This is a genomic window from Natronorubrum sp. A-ect3 (assembly GCF_041821125.1).
In the GTDB taxonomy this organism is placed as follows: domain Archaea; phylum Halobacteriota; class Halobacteria; order Halobacteriales; family Natrialbaceae; genus Natronorubrum; species Natronorubrum bangense.
Genome location: NZ_JBGUBB010000007.1, coordinates 22,484 through 44,851 on the forward strand (window position 1 = coordinate 22,484; position 22,368 = coordinate 44,851).

Here is a 22,368-nt window from a genome sequence, read left to right on the forward strand (position 1 = left end):
TGGCACTTCAATCGCTGTAGTCTAGAGATCCGATTCCAGTAACGAACGAATTTCTTAGTCGCTGAATAGTATAAATAGCGAACATAAATAGTTACTGGCTATTGACTCGGGTGTGAATGAGTATCATAATAAGAATATGCATTGATATCGCTTCAAGAACGTGACCTCGGCGGCCGCGGCACAAGAACCCGAAACGGTCCAATACTGTCGCGGCGACAACTGGCCACGAAAGACAACCGAAAAACACCGCCCCACCACACAAGCGCCCAAGATCCCGAGCACAACCCCCGCCATGTCGGACAATCGTCTGACTGACATTCTTCAGGGAGTTCGTGGACACACCTGCTATGGCGCTGCTATCGATCGTCGACCACCACCACGAACACCGACCGACGAACCACCGGAGGCGATAACCCATGTCGACGCGATCCGCAACGAGACGCCCGACCCGCAGCACGCGTCTCAAAACGTGGCCGGCGTACCTCCTGGCCGTCTGCTTCCCGGGCACTGGACACGTCGTCGCTCGAGAGTGGAAACGCGGCCTCAGCTGGGCCGCACTATGCGGCGTGGCGCTCGTCTTTCTCAGCACCGGCACGCTCCTCACCGACGGGTCGCTCACCGAACCGATCATCATCACCACCCTCCGACTCGAGCACACCACCTTCGCGGACGTGGCCTTTCCGCTGACGATCATCATCCTCAACGTGCTCGATCTATACGCGCTCTCGAGTCGGCGCGGTGGGCCGTACTAGTGCGACTGCACCAGTTGGGGACTGCACTGTCACCAGCCGAACTCATGAATACGCGAATCGAGTTCGACTGTTGAACCGACGGGGATCCTGTGCCAGCCGATTTCCATCCTGCGTGTCGAACGAGACAGCAGTCGTGTATTATACCTACACTTTATTTCACGCATTTAAGTAAGTATTTGTATGGGCAGTCGAATCAAGCAGTCGTGTCGTACAGACGATCACGAAAATCTGAGACTCTGTCCAGCAGGGCAATCTCCGGCGCGATCGTCGCCGGGCTGCTCGCCAGTGTCTCGTTCGGCGGCATGTTAGCCGCCACCGGACACCTCGAGGCCGTCGCGACGGTGTATGGCCTCGAGGGCCACGACTGGCTGCTCGTTATCATCCACGGCCTCCTCGGCGCGGTGGTGTTCGTCGCGGGGTTGACGCACGTTGCAAACCATCGATACGCTCCGGTACCGCTTACGGCCGCGCTTCGGTCGCCGTTTCTCGGCGGGTGCCTCGGAGTTGCCTACGGCACTGTCTGCTGGCTTGCCATCGTCGCATACGGGCTGCCACTCTGGATGGGGGCCACCGGCGGGCACCTGCCGCTGCCGTACCAACACGGCCCAAGTCTGCTGGCGTTCATCGGCTACGGCACCGTCCTCGGTGCGTGGTATCCGCTGGTTCGAACCGCTATCGACGACTGAGACAGCCGCCCACTCTTCTCGACTCTCGATCCGATCTGCCCGACACTAAGCACCCAACAGACGTGATGTCTCACCACCGTCCGTGACCAATCATCCGCAACGATAGCTCACACGGCCGTGGCTCACTCGAGTAGCCACACCTGTTCTTCCGTGATCGTCCCATCCGTGCTGATCACCCAGGCAATGATCGGACAGCCGTGACAGCCACCCTCGAGTGTCAGCGCTGCGGTGTCGGCTGCCCCGCTGACATCGCTCACCCCCAGAAGGCGATCCGCATGCCCGAGCCACCAGACCACGCGCTCGAGATCCCCCTCGGGATGGGTGACGTCCAGTTCGAACTCGAGGTCCCCGTCGCGACCAGCCTCGAGCGAGTCGGCGGTCGGACGTTTCCCATTGATCGCCGGCGCGGCGGTCCCAGTCGGAGTCACGTGGACCGTCCAGGATGCTCGAGCGTTCTGTTCGTCGCCGTCGATGGCGACAGTCACCTCGTAGGTCCCCGTCGAGTCGAAGGTGTGGCGCCAGTATGCCGCATTCTGATGGCTATAGTAGGCCGCGTTCCAGACCCCCTGAGAGTGTCCTTCGTACGCGTCATCGACAAACCAGTACGCGCCGCCGCCGTACGCATCGAGTGCATCTGATTCGACGTCGAACAGGATCGATGTGTCCGGCTGCACAGTGATTTCGCGGGCAGGCGTCTGCGCGGCGGCAACCTCATCGACAGCGAGTATCTCAACTGTGCGTTCGGCCACCGCAGTCTCGCTCTCGAGCCCAAGGGTTAGGGTACCGGTTTCTGCCACTGGAGGGGTCCGAACGCTCCCAATGTCAAGTGGCTTCGTCTCCCCCGGTGGGACCGTCGTCGTGATGGTCGTGCGTCGTTGACCATCGACGAGAGAATCGATCGTTGGGCGGAGTACCGTCTCGCCCGTGTTCTCGACTTCGGCGACGACCTCGAGTTCATCACCACCCCTAACGGGTGCGTTCGTCGCCGTGATCTGGAACGATACATCACCAGCCTCGTCCTCTTGGTCCGTCGCTGTCCCGTCTTCGCCCCCAGTTTGGGCTGCGGTCGTGTCAGCCTCACTCTCCGCCTGATCGGCCGACGTCTCGGGTTCCTGTCCAGCCGGATCTGTGGTCGTCTCATCCCCGCCACTATACCTGCGGCCTGCAACGAGTGTGCCCACACCCAGTGTAGCGCCGAAGAGATACGATCGGCGGCCAAGACGTGGCCGGTTGGTTCCGTCCATACTGACTCGAGTCACCAGCGCCGTGCCCTTCAGTATGCACCGCCAGTCGCTGGCCGTGAGATATTCATCGGTGCCTTCGTCCTCGAAAGAACTGCCCTGCTCGTCTGACCGCTCTGCAAACGTGACTGTTCTACTCGACTAACGCCAGCGGTACGTCTCCACAAAACCGACAGGCAGCAGGTAGCACTCGCGCCGTTCAAACCATCCCACAAATAGAACGCAGCCCAATTGCGTATTGTAGTGACTGTCGGGTCAGTCAATACATTCACTCGGTTGCCGGGTTGCGACCGTTTCGAGAGCCACCTTGCAAGCGAGGGCATGCGGGCTGTCGGCCACAGGTCGCCAGCGGTTGCAGAGTGTGCTGTGACGCAGAGTTGTGGGGTTCCACGGCGATCGTTTGTGACCGGCGTCTTCGACGAACGTGAAACTGATCGGCAAGAACGTCACACGTCGAGAAGAGAGGTCGAATCTCGGTCGTCGACTCGTTCAGCTACGTCGTTGGACTGCCAGCACCGTTCCTGCAAGCAGGGCAACGAACGCAGCGCCGATGCCGAAGCCGGGCATCGGTTCATCCTCTTCGGTCTCGCTGTCGTTGTCAGCAGCGGTGTCGTTCCCCCCAGCAGTGTCGGCGTCAGCAGTCTCGTTCTCTGCAGAATCGTCGGCGGTAGCAGTGTCGTTCTCCACAGGATCGTCAGCGTCCGTGGTGTCGTTGTCAGCAGTGGTGTCGTTCTCCACAGACTCGCTTGCGATCGCAGTATCGTTGTCGGCGTCGGTCGTGGAGTCGTTGTCAGCGGCAGCGTCGTCAGTAGCACCGCCGTCCGTGGCATCGGTCACAGTGAGAGTCCCCGAACGGTTCTCGTCACTGGCGGTGACTGTCCACTCGTAGTCACCCTCAGAGAGGGCAATCCCTTCAGCGGTGAAGGTAACGGCCCCCGTGTCGTCGGTGTTGCCAACGACTTCTTCCTGCATCTCATCACCACTGATCTCGAAAACGACGTCAGTCGTGGCTGGCTCGCCATCGGACGTGGTCACGGTAACGTCGAACGTGGCCGCTTCAGTCGCTCCAATCGAATTCGGTGCATCGACCGTCACCTCGAGGTCGGAATCAACAGCTCCATTGGCGTCTGCAGCGCCCGCAACTGCTGCGCCCGCGGCGACCGTCGATAGCGCGACCATCGACGCGATCATCACTGCGGTAACGAGTACGGTCCATCGTGTTTCTCGAGTTGCTGGTTCGAATGTCATGTGTGTTGGGTGGTGTCTGAGCGAATTTCCATCAAATCACTGGCGCCGTCTGCGATGCCACGCCGTCTCCGTTTCGCGACTGCGTTCGTTCCGAATCGGCGAGGGCGATCGCCTCCGCGTTTTGGATTCGCCGGCTATCGATCTCCTCGGATCCACTCGGTTATATTTACTCTCGAGATAGCGATGATTTCATGACAGTTTTAGTCTACACAAACACGACGGCGGACTGTTTTAAGCAGTGAAATCGCGATTCAAGACGGCAGCTCTCCCGACCTACCGGGTGTACACTCGATTACCCAGGCGAGACCGGTCGCTTTCACCGACCGAACGAGGTGTAACGCTCTATCGGTGCCATAATAAAGGCCGACTCAGCCGAGGTAGCGATTACATGGGTCCATTGCAGACATCTCGACGAACAGTGTTGACAGCTGCAGTCGGTTGCACGCTCGCCGGCATCGCCGGTGCTGACTCGAGCGCAGACTCCGGAACCGATCTCTCAAGACACTCATTTCAGATTCTCGAAGGCACCGATCACGAAACGACAGTGTACCAGACGGCTGCACACGCCGATGGACCAACCGTACTGGTCATCGGCGGGGTACACGGCAACGAGGTTGCAGGATACGAGGCAGCGAGCCAGATTGCTGAGTGGGAGATCGATGCCGGCACGCTGATAACGATCCCCCACGCGGACGCCGAGGCTGTCGAGCAGCAGACTCGCACAGGTAGTGATGGCGTCGATCTCAACCGACAGTTCCCCGACGGAGAGGAGCCAACCACGGATCTCGCCCGAGAGCTCTGGAACCTCGTCGCCCACTACGATCCCGACGTGGTTATCGACCTCCACGAGTCGATCGGCATCTACGCCGGCAGCCCCGTCGACGGCGTCGGACAGGCGATCTTCCACTCGGGCAGTACCGAGACTGCTAAAGAAGCCAACCAGGCTGCCGACACCGTCAACCGAAACCACGTCGATGAACCGAGACTCGAGTTCAAAACTGATTCCTTTGCCAGACCAGAAAACGAACCGAGCGGATTACTCGTCCACAAGGCCACTCGAGACCTAGACGCACGGTCGTTTCTCATCGAAACCTACTCGCGCGGTCCAGACCTCGAGACGCGCATTCGCTGGCACACAGAGTTAGTCACATCCTTGATCGAAGAAGAACTGTTCACGACCGGGACGGAGACCGACGACTCGGCTGAGGATACATCGGACGAGCCTGGTGAGGAACCAGTCATCGACCAGTGCCGCGACGACGATATGGACGACGCCTGAGAACTGTTGTCACTGCCGATCGGACTGCTGAGGTGTCCCAGGTGACAGCGTCGTTTCTGCACGACGAACGACAATTGGTGTATATTCTGTTAATTCAGTATCTGATTAGAAATCAAATAGCCAACAAGTTTAATTGGGAGTGGGCGAAAGGGTCGCCTGACGGGGCACGGAGTACTGTCGACATCGACAGTCTTCACCGACACTGAGACATCGCACCCCCCGTCATCAACGCGATCGTGACACTGTCGACCGGCGACTGACGATCGCATCCCCGTTTGGTTGCCACTCCCACCGCAACCGAACGAGGGGGCTCTCACGTCGGCTTCGGCCGACGTTTCAAGATCAGTATTGAGCCACCGGCACGCGGTGGTACGTTCTCTGGACGAACTCGAAGCAGTCGATTCTTCTCAAAGCGTAGCCGAGCAGCGACTCGATCAGAGCCTTTCGACGCTGTCCTCAAGCAACGACTCGAGTGTCCTCAATCGATATCCGATCCACATACGGTACAGAGGTCCGCCTGCCATGGTACCGTTTTCCGGATCTCCCGTTCAGCGTCACAGGTGGGACAGTAGGCTCGAGTCTCCGTGTTCCCCGTCGTTGATTGTGTCGTCGAATTCGCTTTGGAATCCTCCACCATTTGTTGCTCTGTCAAAACCAGAATGCATAGTATAAAGATTTTCATTGTTGAATATAAACTCACTTTCGCTGAAACATATATATCAAATAGTATGATTGAATGATTCCATTACTAATATTTGGTGTAATACTAATGAATGATATTATTGCGTAATTGAGAAGATTTGGTTCCGGTTCACTGATGAACTGAGAACGGTCATTAGCTTGCCGCTTGTCCTGACTCAATTACCACGAACCTCTCCCAGTACTGGCGCAGAAACTGCTAGATTGACATCCTCCCACGCCTAAAGTCGCGGGAATCCCCGAAGGGGAGTTCAAGGTTGCACGTTTCCTCGGTTCCCAAGTACGCTTTCGCGTGGAACGTCAGCGGTTGCCTCCCAATTATGACCGAGGGAGTGCGTTGCAGTGCGTGTAGCCCTGTCAATGGGGCCTTCCGTCCGACACTCGGTCGGCATTTCGACGCGACGAATATCGTTCGTCGCTCCACGGCGGGGTATTCAGCCCGCACGGTACCACGATTCGCGTCGCCCGAAGCGTTACGTCGTGGACTGGTTCGGTCGGATTTGTTACCACGTGAGAAGTCAGAGCAAAGCTCTGGTACCGTCGAAGACGGCGTTTCTCAACGTGGGAACTCCGGCACTTCCGGTTACGGGATATAACTCTATCAAGCTTACGCGCGTATCCACGGCCTAAAGGCCGTGGCATTGCGCTGTGCCTCCTGTAAGTGGAATTATCGTCTCGGAGTGAGAACCCGCTCGTGAACGTGATGTCACAACAACGCGATGCTGTGTCTCAGCGACGACGCACTATCGTCCAAATCGGTGATTCTGATGAGCAGTCGGAAGCTATCCAGCGAGCGGAGGAAACACGATGAAACCACGCCACAGACAGCCGACCTCGAACACTGCGACGGGACCTCGGCGGCGTCTCTCGGTTCTACTGACCGTCACGCTACTCATTTGTGCAAGCGCTGTCGTACCGATCGGACTCGCCGAGACAACTGACGAGCCGGTCGATCTCACGATCGCCGGAACTGATGATATCGACCCGGGCGAGACGACAATGGCGACGGTCACAGCCGAGGGCGCAACTGAGGGTATCAGCGCTTTCGAACTCACTCTGACACTCGAGGATGACGCGGCGACGTTCGAGGACGTCGACGTACACGCCAGTGACGGAAGCGGACCGTTGACCGACATCGAGCACAGTGAAGCCGGTACGGAGCTTTCAGTTGCTGTTGCCCTCCTCGAGGCGACCCACGAGCCTGCCGATGAGATCGATCTCTTCGATGTCGTTCTCGAGGGCCACACCGACGGCGCAGTTTCCATCGAAGTCGATGAGGTGACTGAAGTTACGGACCTCGAGATCAATCAGTACACGATCGGTGAGACAGACGGAGCGTCCTTCGAAGTGGGCGATACTGACGAGGGAACGCCAGCACCCACAGCGCCGGATGAGACCGAGTCATCGGACCTCGAACTCGATCTCGAGGCGACTTCAACGGGTCCGGAGACAATCGATCTCGCAATCAACTCGAGAAACGATGGTGATGCGTTGCTCACCGATACTATCGAACTCGAGGTCGGCGACACCGTTGTTGAGACACTGCCCGTCGATCTCGAGCCCGGTGAAACTGCCGTTCACAATACGACCGTTGCTGTCCCTGATTCGACAGCCGACACGGAGACGGTGACGGTCCAGGCGACCAGTGGTGAGACAACTGCCAGTGCGATCGTCAGCCTCGAGGCTGACCCAGTGCTTTCGCTTGAAGAAGTCGACATACCAACTCGAGCAGAACCAAGCGAGACGATCACGGCTACGGTCTCTGTCTCTAACAACGGGACCACGTCAGTGACCGAACCACTCACGTACGCACTCGAGGGCGCGGAAGACACAACTACAACTGCAAACCTAACTGTCGCTCCGGACGAGACTGAGAGCGTTTCACTCGAACTCGTTGTTCCCGACACCGAAGCAGGCGATCTCGAGCAGACAGTCACGATCGGGACCGAAGAGCATACCGAGTCGCTGACGGTTACGGACGAGTCGACAGCCGAAGAGGAGTCGACGGCTACCGATGAGTCAATTCCCGGGTTTGGACTGGTAGTGACATTAGTTGCACTTGTGAGCGTCGTCTGCGCGATGATGTACTCCTCTCGTAACACCGAATAGACCGATTCGGAGTCAAACCCCGTAGAAATTGACCTGCCTCGCCTATCTATTTCGAAGCGACTGTACTCTTTATCCCAATACCTTCGGTGGCTTCGTGGGCATGACCCGAACGATCTAGTGGCAAATTCCGAAATACTGTTTTGCTTAAATATACTGTGAACCAGTCAATCGGCCAAAGAGTATAAGACATCCAAATAACTATTCTATCCCGATACGTATAGATATATGAAATTATCACGTGATGAGGTAACTCCGGTGGGGTCCAGTGTGGGGATTCCGAAACAGATCAGTTACCAGCCAAAACAGCAGATGAATCGTTCCGATAGCCGCCAGTTCTGGCAGTTGCCTGCCCAGTCATCGAAACACGGTGAACGATGTTGAGAGAGACCATACTAACCATCCTTCGACGCCATGGCGAGAAACTGGCCTTGCTCGCATATCTCGGCGTTGCAATCGCAGTTACACCGATACTGGCCCAATTGTTCGAAACCGCATGGGCCGAGAGCCACGCCCTCCGTTCGCTGATGGAGCTTGGACAGCTGGTGGGGATCAGCCAGGATATGATCAACCTCGTATTCCTCGGCATCATCGTCGGGTTGCTCGCTTTGATGACGCTCGATCCGAAAAAGCGCTGGCAAGCACTGCTACTCTGGATCGGACTCGGGCTTACGCTCTTTATCCTCAATTCGGCAGGAGTGTTTGTCCCGGACGTCACCGGAGCCGAAGACGCCATCTGGATCCTCCCTGGCGTTGCTTTTGGCCTCCTGTTCGGAGGGGGAGCAAAAGCACTCACGCTCAAGCAAAACGGGCCAACCGAGTATCGACGGGCGACGTGGGGCGTGTATATGTTCCTGTTCGCTCTCGTATTCGTCTCACTGATTGAGGCCCATCTGGCTTATCCTGAGTTCCTCGAAGTTACTGAACAAGGCTTTGCGATCCTTTCAGTCGACGATCCGTCAGTGTCGCTTCAAGGTGATGGACTGCTGCTAAACATCGTTTCGGCAGGTATCGCTGTCGGCGCAACACGACGCTTCACACGGTACGAGTCCGACGACAGCTTCTTTGTTCTCGGCCCACCCGCCTCAGGCAAAAGTCTCCTCCTGATTGGTGCCTATCTCGAGGCCCTCGAGCGTGACAAGAACAAAAAGCGCAGCAAGCGCGAAGCGTTGAACCCGAGCCAAGATCTGATGGAACTGGTCGAAAACCTCGACCGAGATGCAACGGATTGGATCGTCGAGGCAACGGGACGCAGTGAACTCAAAAATCTCGAGTTCAAGTTCGTGAGAGGGTCGCTGTTCCCAAAGAACGTGACCGTCTCAAGTGTTGATTATGCAGGCGAGCATCTAAGCCGGATTCCCGATGCGTTGAACGACGAGATTGCCAACCCGGATCAAGAAATCGAGGCGCTAACGAGTGGTATTCGTGGTGCGAACAAGCTGATCCTGTTGGTTGACGTCGAACGGTTCGTCAACAACGAGGGACTTGGCCTTGCCGAGTACTTCTCGATCCTCGAGGCAGCTGAGGACAAGAGCATCATCCTCGTTGCTACGAAAGCCGACATCCTCGCCGACCAGTTCTGGGAGGAGACCGAAACAGATCCTGAGAAATCCTTCGATGAGTTCAAGCAGTACGTCGAGGATGAACTCTGCCAGAGCCAACAGTTCAGTGCTCTCCTTCGGCAGACACCCGAGACGGAAGTTCATCCAGTCTACTACGAAACGACGTTGAACGACGAAAACGAGCGAGTTCCGGTTCGCGACGACAGAGGATCGGTTGTGACAGTCGGCTTCCGTCGTCTCTTGCAGCGACTTGGTGGATAATACATGGCAGAACTCACGATCTACGACTCGCAGGGGAACCGATACCGCAGCAGCGACAGCGATCCACACGAAGTCAGCGAACGAATCAAGAATTTCTTCTTTGGGGGTGTCCGCGTCTATCTGGACATTGGCACTGAGACCGAGCTTGTGGTCTTTTTCCGTGCTCGTGAGAGCAAAAGTGGGCGAGCTGAACAGTACTACGCTGTCTACCAGACGAACACGGCCAGTGACCTATTCACTCGCTTCAAAGACGATCTTGAGCATCGTGTCGAGACCGAGTACGGAATGACGCTCCAGACGACGAGCGATGATGTCGAGCTATTCACAAAGCTCGACAGCGGAAAGAAGGCAGTCCCAGGGTCGAACGAAGATCATCGACTGCTCAGCTCATTGCTAGAATCCGGAGAGTCACTCCAGTGTCGGACACGCAGCGCTGATAACGCACTTGCGCTGCTGTATAAGTACGCTCAGGGCAATGCAAGCACGCTTGCGATCGCCGAAAACGCACGGCTTGACGAACTCGATGACTGCAATCTCGCGATTGAAGTCGGCGGTGATGACGAACTGACGCCGATTTATCGGACTGAGTCTCTGTTTGCAAAGCGCCGTGGGACTTCCTCGAGTAACAGCCAGCCGTCCACGTCCTCACGACCGCGTGCGACGCCCTCGGATTCGGAGCGTTCAGGCGGGCGATCTGTGCCTCGAATCATTGCAGTTGCTGTCGGTGGTTTGCTCGTCTTCAGTGTGCTTGCGCTCGTTGCCGTCAACGCCGCTGCGTTCTATGGCGTTGCTGACTCGGAAACGTTGGACCCACTGGTTGTTGTCGGTGAGACCGAGACTACTGTTGACGAGACTGAGAGCGCTCCAACGTTCGAAAATATGACCATAGAGGGCCAACCACTCATGGAAGACGGTGAGTTCGTTGACCACGTTGATGTAACGGTAAATGACCAAAACAATACCCAGATTGCTGGGACCATCAACGACCAGGACCGAGCCTATATCGCTATTCAACGAGATGGTGCTGTCGTCGCAGATAGAGATGCACTGATCAGTACATCGGTCAGTCTCAGCGTTGGCCCACTCACGAACGGCGAGGGCGAATTGCTGATCGCTGTTGGCGAGGATCCGGCGTCTGAGGATGGACGCACCGCTGTCGAAGAGATCTCGATTACGATTCACGGCGTCACTGATTGAACAGCGGTTCATCAGCTCTTCTGGCGAGGCGAAGAGCATGCGAACAAGAGGATGCGATGAGTACGACGATCACTTCAAAGCAGGAGATGCGACGACCTTGACGTCCTCTTGTGCCTGAAGGCGCGGGTATTCCCCTTGTTCTTTATTAGCCGAAACCTCCTCTCACAAAATCAAATATATATTATATTACTGCCAGAGCGTATATTTTATAACTAATATATTCTAGTAAGATTGTTTCTCGCATGGATACCCCGGTTAGTTATAGCTATTATCTGGCAAAATTGTCGAAATTATCAGAGAAAAATACTGTCAACAGAATAATAAGGTTGTGATATCTGCTATATAATGTATGAAAGTGGGAGGATATCACCGACGGTCATTTTTGGCCGCATTAGGAGTCTCAGGACTCCTCGGAACAGCAGGCTTAGCACCCATCACAGGGGCAACTGCTAATTCAGTAGAGTCGAGCGATTCAACAACGGACGTACAGGTACTATACGAACACGTCAGCCGTTACGGTGGTGGTCACAGTGACTGAGACTCGCCTCGAGTCACTCACCATCGACAGACGGCTGCTGCTCGTCGCTGCGTTTGTCGCTACTGGCCTCGCACTGGTTGGTGGTGTTGCACTGGCAGGAAGTGGCGACGAAGTTGTCGTTGGGTCAGCGTCAGATGTGATTGAGAGTGAAGCTAACGATACAGTCGAAATCGATATTACTGCGTCAGTTCCCGAAGACGGTGATGTCGGTGCGTACGAATTTGAGCTTATCGTTGCCGAAAACGACGTTGCCGAAATCACTGATGTTGAACCAAATGGCGATCCTGCCCTTGGCGGGAATGTGACGATTACTGACGGTGATCACGCAGATGTCGATGCGGCTTACGATGAGAATGCACTTGATCCAAACGAAGACGGAGAGGTGACCCTTGCGACGGTAACGGTCGAAACCAACAGCCGGGGTGAGACACTGGTTCGCACGGCTCGTTCAGCGGTTGATGACAGTCAAGGGAATAGTTACGAGGACGTGAACGACGCTGACAGTGCGGTGCTGATAGTCACCGAACCGCTTTCGGACCCAATCTGGGAATCTGATCTCAAGGGCTCGATCGGAGAGAGTGAGTTGATAGTCGATCACGGAGCTGTTTACTCGGTCGCTGCTGATGACACATCTGATGAATATGTCATTGAAGCGCTCGAAACAAACGACGGAAGTGAGCGCTGGAACGTCACGAATGACGAATGGACATGGGTTGTCGGTGTTGATGAGTACGTCGTTGCTGCTGAAGACAGAGAGAGTGACAGTGAGATCACTGCATACGACCCTGCGACTGGCGAAGAGGAGTGGTCGTACAACGCACCTGGCCATTTCGACTGGCAGGATACAACAGTGAACGCCGATGAGAATACGGTGTACGCACCATCCAATGAGTCTCTGACTGTCCTGAACGCGACGAGCGGCGAGACCGAAGCGGAGGTCACGGAGTTCGCGCCAACTGCTGTCGTTGACGACGCAGATACCATCTACGCCGTTGGTGAGAACTTGAGCAGTTCCGATGCTGAAGGCGAAGTTCGCGCAATCGATCCTGATGGAACCGTGCTGTGGAACGAGCCAGCACCGACGGAAAACAGTTACTGGGACATCGAACACGGCGCCGATGAAACAGTGCTTGTCTGGGATGAACAGGGAGTCGAACGTTACAATACCACTGATGGTACGACCTCGTTCGAGAACGACGCTGACGGCGATGTGCAGATTGCCGATGTGGTAGCTGTTGACGACGGCTATCTTGCCATTATCGAGTACCCTGACGACGAAATGATGGAACTCGTTCACCTTTCGTCCGACGGTGCTGAGATCGTGATGTCACACTATATTGGTGCAAACGAGTTTTACGACGGTGAGACTGGCCTCTATCTATCCGGAGATGAGCTAATCCGGCTCGATGAGACGTACTCGCCAGTCTGGTTCGAAAAGGGCGTTGAACCACGAACCATCGTCGAAATCGAAGACAGTCTCGTTGGTGTCGCCAGTGATGGCCACGACACTGTAGTTTCGATCAACGCTGAAACCAGCCAATCGACAACGGTCTTCGAGACTGATGAGTGGATCACGTGGACTGCAGCTGACGAAGACCAAGTGTACCTTGGACTCCCGTCGTCAATCACTGCACTCGAGCCACCGACGATCGACACGGTCACGCTTTCAGGAACGGTGTCTGCTGCTAACGAAGCCGACATCGCCGGCGATGAACTCACAGTTCGCTATGATGATGGTGACAGAACCTCCACTGATATTGATGCTGACGGCAGTTACAGTGTGCCTGTCGAAGCGAACACCACACAGTCGGTCTTCTACGAAAGCACGCCAGAACGGAACGGGATCGCGGACCTGTACCAATTCGAGCCAGTCGATATCGGCGCGGACGATACCAACGCGGATTTCACGGTGCCCGAGGGCAACGTGCTGAACGTCAGTGTCACCGACGAGAGCGGGGCTCCTGTTGAGGACGCGACAGTCAACGTCTACGACGTTCGGGATAAGTTTGGAGTCGGAGCTGCCGCACAATTGACGACCGAAGACGGGCTGTTCCACCACCACAGCGCCGACGAACCCGGAATCGAAATCGCCGGCGACGCTGGCGTGTGGGTACTTCCACCTGAAGACGACGACCGATTCGTTGATCAGAATTATTGGGACGAATTCACCGTCAACGAATCAATGACCAAGACAGTCCAACTCGAGGAAACTGACTCAGACCTGCCACCAGTAACAGGAGATAGTCCACCACAGGACCTGTCTGATGATGGCCTCTACGAGGACGTCACTGGTAGTGGTTCGTTCACGGTCGCCGACGTGCAGGCGCTGTTCGACAACCGTGACAGCGACGCGGTTCAGGACAACGCTGCGGCGTTCAACTTCAGCGGGAACGACGATGAGAAAGTCACCATGAGCGACGTGCAAGAACTCTGGGAGGACCTGCAGGGATAATCAATGAGTGACACACGATTCACTCTGGACACGCCTTTCGGTGAGAACACGCGTCAGGCGTTCCTGGCGATCACTCTCTCACTGCTGATGCTCGGTAGTCTGGTCCCAGCTGGTGCTGCGGCTTCGATATCGGAGACCGACACGAACGCACAAGCCGATCTGCACGTCTCGACACCGGACGAGACTCTCGAGGTCGGGAACACGACGAACGCGACAGTCAGTGCTGCTGGTGCGGACAACGGTGTCAGTGCCTACAACCTCACAGTGGGCGTTAACGATCCGAGTGTTGCAACACTCGAGAACGCGACAATCCACACTGGCGACACTGACGACGGAAATGAAGCGCTCAAGAACGTCACGTTCAACGACGATCAAAGCGAGGTGACCGTCTCGGTCGCCTTGCTCGACGAAACGCACGCCCCGAGCGACGAAATCGACCTCTTCGATGTCGAACTCGAGGGCCATGCAGACGGCGAGACTAAACTCGAGATTCGTGACGTCACTGAGCTCGCCGATATCGACCACGAAAGCTACGAAATCCAGACAGTAGCGTCGGACGAGCTCACGGTCGGGGATGAGACACTCACTGCGGAGACAGCTGTCTCGGCACCCGACGAACTCGAGGTTGGTGACACAGCAAACGCAACAGTCAGCGCATTGGATGCGACCGACGGTGTCAGTGCCTACAACCTCACGTTGGCTGTTGACAACGCGAGCGTTGCGACACTCGAGAACGCAACTGCAACTGCAGAGGGTGACGAGGGACCACTCGTCAACACGACACGGAGTGACGATGGGTCGACACTGACCGTTACCGCTGCACTGCTCAATGCGACACACGAACCGGCCGAAGAAATCGATCTCCTCAACGTCGAACTTGAGGGCCAGGCCGAAGGTGCTGCCGAACTCGAGATCAGAGACGTCGCGGAACTCACCACGCTCGAGACCGAGAGCTACGATGTCTCTCACGAGGACGTCGATTCGTTCGACGTTATGGAAAGCAGTGCCGATCCTGCTCCGAGTCCAGACCCAGAAGAACCGTTCTTCGACGTTGATATCGTCCAAGACCAGACGCCGGACGAGATCACAGCTGGCGAAGCTGTGGTCGTCAACGCGGCGGTCGAAAACACCGGCGAGGCAGATGGCGAGCAAAACGTCTCGCTGCTCGCTGATAGCGCCAGTGTTGACACCAAATCCGTTGCACTGGCCAGCAACGAGACCGAAGACGTCTCGCTGACGTGGAACACTAGCGAAGACGATGCTGGAACGTACGACCTCACAGTCGAGACGGAGGATGCTGACGCAGCGACACAACTCGAGGTCGCTGAACCACTCGAGGATGCATACTTCGATATTGCAGTCAATCACGACCCAGCAGATGTGACCGCTGGAGAGACTGCGGCCGTCAATACGACAGTTCAGAACACTGGGGATAAAGAAGCGGCCACGAACGTCACCGTGTTCCTCGAGGACGAACCCGTGGCGACGGAGTCCGTGTCGCTGGCTGGCGATGAGACAGAACACGTCGTCCCAGAGTGGGAGACAAGCGAAGATGATAGTGGCACGTACAACCTGACCGTGGAAACTGACGATACAAAGGATGAGACCACACTCACGGTCACCGAGCCACCGGAGCCATTCTTCGATGTCGTAATTGACCAGACCCCAGATGCAATCACGGCTAGTGAAAACGCCACGGTCAACGCGACGATCGAAAATACCGGCGAGGCAGACGGTTCCCAAGATGTCGGGCTGTACGACGACGACACGACTCTTGACGCACAGCACGTCGAATTGGCCAGCAACGAGACCACAGACGTCTCGCTAACGTGGGAAACCAGCGAAGATGATGCTGGAACGTACGATCTCGCCGTCGAAACAGCGAACGATACGGCAACGACGCAACTCGAGGTCATCGAACCGGCTCACTTCGCTGTCGATCTCGAGGTGAACGAGACCATCGGTCAGGGTGAAGAACTCGCGATCGACGCAATCGTCGAAAACACCGGCGACGAAAAGGCTACGCAAACTGTGACCCTCGAGAGCAGTGAGTATGGAGAGACGGTCTCCGATGAGATCACGCTCGAAGGCGGCGACAGCGAACCCGTCAACACGACGGTCACGATCCCGGCCGATGCAACTCTCGGTGAACTCCTTATCGAGGCTGAGACTGAAGACGATACCGACACACAGACAGTTGACATCGTCTCGAACACGGATTACACAGTCGAGATTACCGACACGACTGCACCCGTCACGGCCGGTGAAACCATCAAAGTCGATGCACTCATCGAAAACGAGGGTATCGGCGTCCACGAACAGTCTGTTGCGTTCACCGTTGGCTCCGAGACAGTCGACAACCAGTCTATCGAACTCGAGGAAGACGAAACCAAGCCTGTCACGTTCGAATACGAGACCGCTGACGACGATACACCGGGCGTCTCGCTCGGAGTCAGCACTGACGACGACATCGAGACGACGACTGAACGCGTTCGAGAAGCCCAACCCGCCACGTTCGAGGTTTCGGATCTTGACGTGCCGGACACTGCAACACAGGGAGAGACGGTAACGGCGACGGCAACTATCGAGAACGTCGGTGACCGTACCGGCGATGACATCGTGGAACTGTACTTCGATGGCGATTCCGTCAATGAGACGAACGCCGAGTTAGAAGCTGGTGAACCGGTGGAGATAGACCTCGAACACGAGGTGGCGTCCGAACCGCGCGCCGGCGAACACGCTGTTGACATCGCAGTTGCAACCGACGACGATGTTTCCTTTGACGACCTTGCTGTCGATTACGGGGACATCGAAAGCGGTCTCGAGGCCGTCGAATCCGGTGGCACCGTGACCATCGCAGATGGCGAGTACGAGGAAACAGTCTCGATTGACACTGCAGATGTCACACTCGAGACCGCTGGCGCAGCCCACGACCCAGTTGTCGTTCCTGCTGACGATGTGGCGGCCGATATCGCTGCAGAGAACGTCACGATCACGGGACTGACGTTCGCGGACAACGGTGATGCAACGGCTCTCACCGTCACCGAACCCGGTGCTGACATCGTGCGAAACACGTTCGTCGATCTCGAAACCGGAATCGAACTGCGTAGCGACGAGAGTCATGTTGCACACAACCACTTCGAAGGAAGCGTCGAGACAGCGATCGACGTTGTCAACTCCGACGCCAACACGATCGAAAACAACGTCATCGAGACCGGTGCCAGCGAATCTGTCACCGTCTCTACGAGCACCACGACAGCGACCAACGGAATCCTGTTTTCCGACGGTGCTGACAACACGGTCGTCTCCATGAACGACATCAGTGTAACCGGTGATGCAATCCGGATTGCTGCCGATTCCGGCACTGAGAACACTGCCAACGAGAACAACCTCGAGGGAGACAACCAAAGCGTCGTCAACAACCTCGAAGCGGCCGAAATGAGCGCCGCGACGACCTCTGAATCCGTCGCGTTCGAAAGCTTCGCGAACTACTACGGTGCAGGTGGACTCGAAGAGAACACCGAAGGAGCCGTCGAAGACGACGAAGAGGTCGAAGAGCCATACGAAACAGCGACGTACAATGTGACGATCGAAGAGACACCTGACTCCGTGACCGTCGGTGACGAGTTGACGGTCGAAGCAGCGATCGAAAACGCTGGAGATTACAACGGATCACAGGATGTCGGTCTCGATCTTGGTGACGAAGAGGCTGTCACCGCAGAGACTGACGTCGAAATCGAAGCCAACACGACTGACCAAATCAACCTCACGTATACGCCTGAGCAGACGGATATCAACGACTCCGCAACACTCACGGTCACCACTGACGACGACGCTGCAACCGACACTGTCGACGTTGTCGCCGAACCGGAGTTCGTGGTCTCCGATCTCGAGGCGCCTAGTGAGGCAACCGCTGGCGACACCATCGAGGCAAACGCCACGGTCGAGAACAAGGGTGGACCCGCTACCCAAGATGTTGAACTCCGTCTTGGTGATGAATCACTCGAAGACGAGTCACTCCAACTCAATGAGAGTGAAGAGAAGGCAGTGAACTTCACCACCACGCTCTCTGATGAGTACGACGACGAGATCACGACACTCGCAGTTGCGAGCGACCAGAGTAAAGCGGATGCCGCGTTCCAACTCCACGCTGCTGAACCGCTCTTCGATGTCACGATCGACCAGGCACCAGACGAGGTAACTGCTGGTGAGAAAGTAGATGTTGATCTGACCGTTGAAAACATCGGCGAGACGGTCGGTGACCAGACCGTCAGGCTGTCTGTCGATGGGACAGATCTCGCCGACTCGGAGCAACTCGAACTCGACAGTGGTGCCACCGAACCATTGACGCTTACGTGGGACACCGAGGACGTAGACGCTGACCTGTACGACCTCGATGTCGAGACTGAGGATACGACGGATACAACGTCGATTGCGGTCGTCGAACCGGATACACCGTTCTTCGACGTCGCTATCGACGAAGATGCAACCGACGATACGGTCGAACCGGGCGAGGAACTAGCCGTCACGGCGCTCGTGACGAACACTGGTGGTCTCGAGGAGACCCAGCCGATCGAGTTCGACGTCGGAGACAGTGGCGTTGACGACACTGCAGAACGGACGCTCGAGGCTGGAGAAGAGAACGAGATTACGTTCACGTATACTGTCGCCGAGGACATCGAAGCTGATACGATCCCGATCACGGTCGAGTCCGCGAACGACTCGGCAACGCACACGGTGACAGTCGAGAGCGGTGAAGCAGGTGGCGGTCTGCCTGCCTTCCCCGAACCGTCGGATGACGCGTCTGTCTCAATCGGACACATCGACGCACCCAGTGAAGTCGAAATCGGGGAGTCTGTGCAGGTCTCGGCCCTTGTCGGAAATCACGCTGAGGAGCCCGTCAGCGAACACATCATCCTCTCGCTCGACGGGATGACCATCGACAGAGAAACGACCACATTCGAGGGCAGCACAGAAACGAAAGTCGAGTACGAATTCGCAGCCCCAGACGCTGCTGGCGAGTACGAAGTCACGATCGAGACACGAGATCAGTCAACCTCGACTACGTTGACTGTGATCGAAGAAGAGCGTCTCGAGGAAGACGAAAGCGCGACAGAGGAGCCAGAAGCCGACGAACCTGAGACCGACGAGACCGAAACTGGAACGGACGACGGAGACGATGACGAAACCGTCTTCGAATTCAGTGATGGTTCACCTGGATTCGGCATCCTTCCGGCTCTCGTGGCACTGCTCGGTGGTGGATACCTGCTCAGAACTCGAGTGCGGTAGCAGACTACGAGAAATCGCGGACCATTCTCTTCGTATTTTTCTTGTCCGACTGATTGCGGTGTGAAAACCGCTCGAAAACCGTTCTAGGATTACTCGACGGTGACGCTTTTCGCCAGATTCCGCGGCTTGTCGATCGACCGTCCCATCTGATTTGCAACCCAGTACGACACCAACTGGAGCTGGATGTTCGCGAGGATCGGCGTAAACCGCGGCCCTGCATCCGGCACCTCGAGGACGTGATCTGCGAACTGATCGACTTCCTCGGGTGAATCAGTCACGGCGACAACAGGCGCGTCTCGAGCCTCCACCTCTTTGACGTTCCCGAGTGTCTTCGAGAGATTCGAGTCACCTGCCAGCATCGCGAACACTGGCGTCTGATCGGTGACCAGCGCCAGCGGCCCGTGTTTGAGCTCGCCGGCAGCGAACCCTTCGGCGTGTTCATACGAAATCTCCTTCATTTTCAACGCCCCTTCAAGCGCGACGGGCGCGTTGTAGCCTCGTCCGATGAAGAAATACGCATCAGAGCCGTCGTACTCCTCGGCGACCTCACGTGCGTTCGACTCATCGAGCACTTTCTGGATCTGATCTGGCAGATCACGTAGTCGCTTGACGAACTCCATTGAACTCTCCTCAGAGAGGACGCTCGAGAGCATTGCCAGCGCGACCTGCTGGCTTGCGAACGTCTTGGTCGCGGCAACGCCAATCTCGGGGCCAGCCCGGATGTACATCACGTGATCACACTCTCGAGCGGCCGAACTCCCGACGACGTTGGTCAGCGCAAGCGTCGTCGCACCGACGCGGTTTGCCGCCCGGAGTGCGCTCATCGTGTCGGCGGTCTCTCCGCTCTGGGTGACGCCGACGACCAGCGTCTCCTCAGTGATGGGTATCTTCCCGACGTCGTACTCACTGGCGAGGAAACACTGTGCCGGAATGCCGCGTTCCTGAAGCATTTTTGCTCCATACAGCGCGGCGTGATAGGAGGTTCCACAGGCGACGAACTGTACGGGGCCGTCACACTCCAGATCAGCCAGTTCCTCGACCGTGACAGTCCCCTCGAGTTCGTTAACACGCTCGCGGAGGCATTTCCGAATCGCCGTCGGCTGTTCGTGGATCTCCTTGAGCATGTAGTGGTCGTATCCCGACTTCCCGGCGTCTTCGGGGTCCCAATCGATCGTCTCGATGGCCGTCTCGACGACGGCTCCCTGCTCGTCGGTGACGACGATTCCGGATGGGTTCACCCGCGCGAACTGGCCATCTTCCAAATACACCACTTGATCGGTGAATTCGATAAACGCCGGCACGTCACTTGCCAGGTAGTGGCCGTCGTCACCGATCCCGAGCACTAGCGGGGACTCGTTGCGCGCTGCATACACTGTCTCGCTTCCGTCGAAGACAGCCGCGACGGCGTAGCTTCCCTCGAGGTGCTGGACTGCTTGTCGGAACGCTTCTTCGCGACCAGCACCTGCATCGAGCGCTGACCGGATCAGATGTGGGATGACTTCGGTGTCTGTCTCGCTCGTGAACTCGTAGCCGTCGGCCTCGAGCTCTCGGCGGAGTTCCTGGTAGTTCTCGATGATGCCGTTGTGGACGACCGCTACGGTTGAGTCCGCGTCCGTATGCGGGTGGGCGTTTGCATCCGATGGCGGCCCGTGGGTACTCCAGCGGGTGTGACCGATGCCAGCCAACCCGTCGAGATCTCCGTCGGGGACGACGGCCTCGAGTGCCGATACCTCTCCCTCGCGTTTGCGGACGGTAAGCGAAGAGTTCGACACTGCGATTCCAGCTGAGTCGTAGCCACGATACTCGAGTCCTGACAGGCCGGTCATCAGGACGTCGAGGACGTTCCCTTGGTCGCCAGTGTAGCCGATAATCCCACACATTATGATCGCACCTCCGTCTCCGCTGGCAGGGTTCCACGAACGGTTGCCCCAGCCTCGACGTTGGTTTCCGGCCCGACGACTGTCCCTGGGACGTACGTACTGCCACCCTGGTCGTCGACGCGGTCGCCAAGCAAGGCTCCGAGTGCTTCGTCTTCAAAGACGCGGTCGCCCACGCGGACGTCACCGGGACCGCCTGGAATCACCGTTCCGTTGCCGATCGTCACGCCGACGCCAGTCACGCAGTCGGCGACAGTCGCAGACGCCCCAACGCGTGTATCCGTGTCGATGACGCTCCGTTCGACGACCGCGTTCGAACCGACGGTGACGTTCTCGCCCAGACAAGCGTAGGGGCCGACGACTGCTCCCGCACCGATCTCACAGTCGGGGGCGATCACAACGGGTTCGCGAACGACAGCCGACTCATGAATCATGGCACTGGAATCTTCGTGACGCCCGTCGACGAGTCCTGCCTCGAACAGTTCGAAGGAGACGTCAAGCAGATCCCACGGGTAGGTAGCGTCGACCCAGAGCCCCTCCGAGACGACACCCTGAACGTCGGCATCCGACTCGATGAGTTCAACAATCCCGTCGGTCAGGGACTGCTCGCCGACACGCGACTCAGCAGCGCGAATCGCATCGAAAATCGCTGGCTCGAACGCGTAGACACCGGCGTTGAGCCGGTAGCTTCGCTCGTCCTGTGGGTTTTCGACAATCTCGGTTACGGCACCATCCTCGAGGAGGACGCCACCGTACGATTCGACATCGTGTCGGTTGAGCAGGCCAAGCGTCGCCGCCGAGTCACTCTCGTGTGCCTCGAGAACATCGCTGATAATCCGATTTTCGACGATCTGGTCGCCGTTGACAACGAGTGTCGTATCGTCAATCTCGGACTCGGCAGCCAGCAGCGCGTGTCCGCTTCCGAGTTGCTGTTCTTGCGTAACATAGGTCAGCGGCACGTTTCGATAGGTCGGACCAAAGTAAGCCTGCACGCGGTTGCGACCGTAACCGACAACGACTGTGATATCCGTGACGCCAGCCTCGAGCAGTTGATCAAATACGTGCTCGAGGATCGGCGTCGTCGCGGCGGGAAGCAGCGGCTTTGGCCGATTTCGCGTTAGCGGCCGAAGCCGTGAGCCCTCGCCGCCAGCGAGGACGACTGCGGAAACAGAATCCATGTG

At 57.1% G+C, this 22,368-nt stretch carries 12 protein-coding genes; 8 read left to right on the forward strand and 4 right to left on the reverse strand.

The window, feature by feature from the left end:
* The first annotated feature begins 416 nt into the window (after window positions 1-416).
* Together ACERJA_RS16640 and ACERJA_RS16645 are read left to right on the forward strand one after the other, a co-directional pair.
* Window positions 417-752, forward strand: a complete 336-nt coding sequence (locus ACERJA_RS16640) for a hypothetical protein (RefSeq protein WP_373609381.1) — start codon at window positions 417-419, stop codon at window positions 750-752.
* Window positions 753-955: 203 nt separating this feature from the next.
* Window positions 956-1,438: a hypothetical protein gene (locus ACERJA_RS16645; RefSeq protein ID WP_373609382.1), complete on the forward strand. Its 483-nt coding sequence runs from the start codon at window positions 956-958 to the stop codon at window positions 1,436-1,438.
* Window positions 1,439-1,560: 122 nt separating this feature from the next.
* Here ACERJA_RS16645 and ACERJA_RS16650 read toward each other — a convergent pair whose 3' ends face one another.
* Window positions 1,561-2,682 carry a hypothetical protein gene (locus tag ACERJA_RS16650; RefSeq protein WP_373609383.1) on the reverse strand — a complete coding sequence of 374 codons (1,122 nt, stop codon included), beginning with the start codon at window positions 2,680-2,682 and terminating at the stop codon, window positions 1,561-1,563.
* 486 nt (window positions 2,683-3,168) lie between these two features.
* Complete coding sequence (locus ACERJA_RS16655) at window positions 3,169-3,927, reverse strand: PGF-CTERM sorting domain-containing protein (protein ID WP_373609384.1); 759 nt, start codon at window positions 3,925-3,927, stop codon at window positions 3,169-3,171.
* 418 nt (window positions 3,928-4,345) lie between these two features.
* Here ACERJA_RS16655 and ACERJA_RS16660 point away from each other — a divergent pair, with 418 nt between their 5' ends.
* The 6 genes from ACERJA_RS16660 (at window position 4,346) to ACERJA_RS16685 (ending at window position 19,310) form a co-directional block, all read left to right on the forward strand.
* Complete coding sequence (locus ACERJA_RS16660) at window positions 4,346-5,206, forward strand: succinylglutamate desuccinylase/aspartoacylase family protein (RefSeq protein WP_373609453.1); 861 nt, start codon at window positions 4,346-4,348, stop codon at window positions 5,204-5,206.
* A 1,506-nt stretch (window positions 5,207-6,712) separates the two neighbouring features.
* Entirely contained in the window at window positions 6,713-8,014 is a 1,302-nt protein-coding gene (locus ACERJA_RS16665) for a PGF-CTERM sorting domain-containing protein (protein ID WP_373609385.1), read from the forward strand.
* A gap of 377 nt (window positions 8,015-8,391) precedes the next feature.
* Complete coding sequence (locus tag ACERJA_RS16670; RefSeq protein WP_373609386.1) at window positions 8,392-9,834, forward strand: hypothetical protein; 1,443 nt, start codon at window positions 8,392-8,394, stop codon at window positions 9,832-9,834.
* Window positions 9,835-9,837: 3 nt separating this feature from the next.
* On the forward strand, window positions 9,838-11,031 hold the full coding sequence (locus tag ACERJA_RS16675) for a hypothetical protein (RefSeq protein ID WP_373609387.1): 1,194 nt from the start codon (window positions 9,838-9,840) through the stop codon (window positions 11,029-11,031).
* 530 nt (window positions 11,032-11,561) lie between these two features.
* Window positions 11,562-14,021, forward strand: a complete 2,460-nt coding sequence (locus ACERJA_RS16680) for a PQQ-binding-like beta-propeller repeat protein (RefSeq protein ID WP_373609388.1) — start codon at window positions 11,562-11,564, stop codon at window positions 14,019-14,021.
* A 3-nt stretch (window positions 14,022-14,024) separates the two neighbouring features.
* Window positions 14,025-19,310, forward strand: a complete 5,286-nt coding sequence (locus ACERJA_RS16685; protein ID WP_373609389.1) for a CARDB domain-containing protein — start codon at window positions 14,025-14,027, stop codon at window positions 19,308-19,310.
* A gap of 89 nt (window positions 19,311-19,399) precedes the next feature.
* Here the strand turns inward: ACERJA_RS16685 and glmS are convergent, their stop codons facing one another.
* Together glmS and ACERJA_RS16695 are read right to left on the reverse strand one after the other, a co-directional pair.
* Window positions 19,400-21,190 carry a glutamine--fructose-6-phosphate transaminase (isomerizing) gene (gene glmS, locus ACERJA_RS16690; protein ID WP_373609390.1) on the reverse strand — a complete coding sequence of 597 codons (1,791 nt, stop codon included), beginning with the start codon at window positions 21,188-21,190 and terminating at the stop codon, window positions 19,400-19,402.
* Window positions 21,190-22,365: a sugar phosphate nucleotidyltransferase gene (locus ACERJA_RS16695; protein WP_373609391.1), complete on the reverse strand. Its 1,176-nt coding sequence runs from the start codon at window positions 22,363-22,365 to the stop codon at window positions 21,190-21,192. The genes glmS and ACERJA_RS16695 overlap by 1 nt, the downstream gene beginning before the upstream one ends.
* Between the last annotated feature and the right edge of the window lie 3 nt (window positions 22,366-22,368).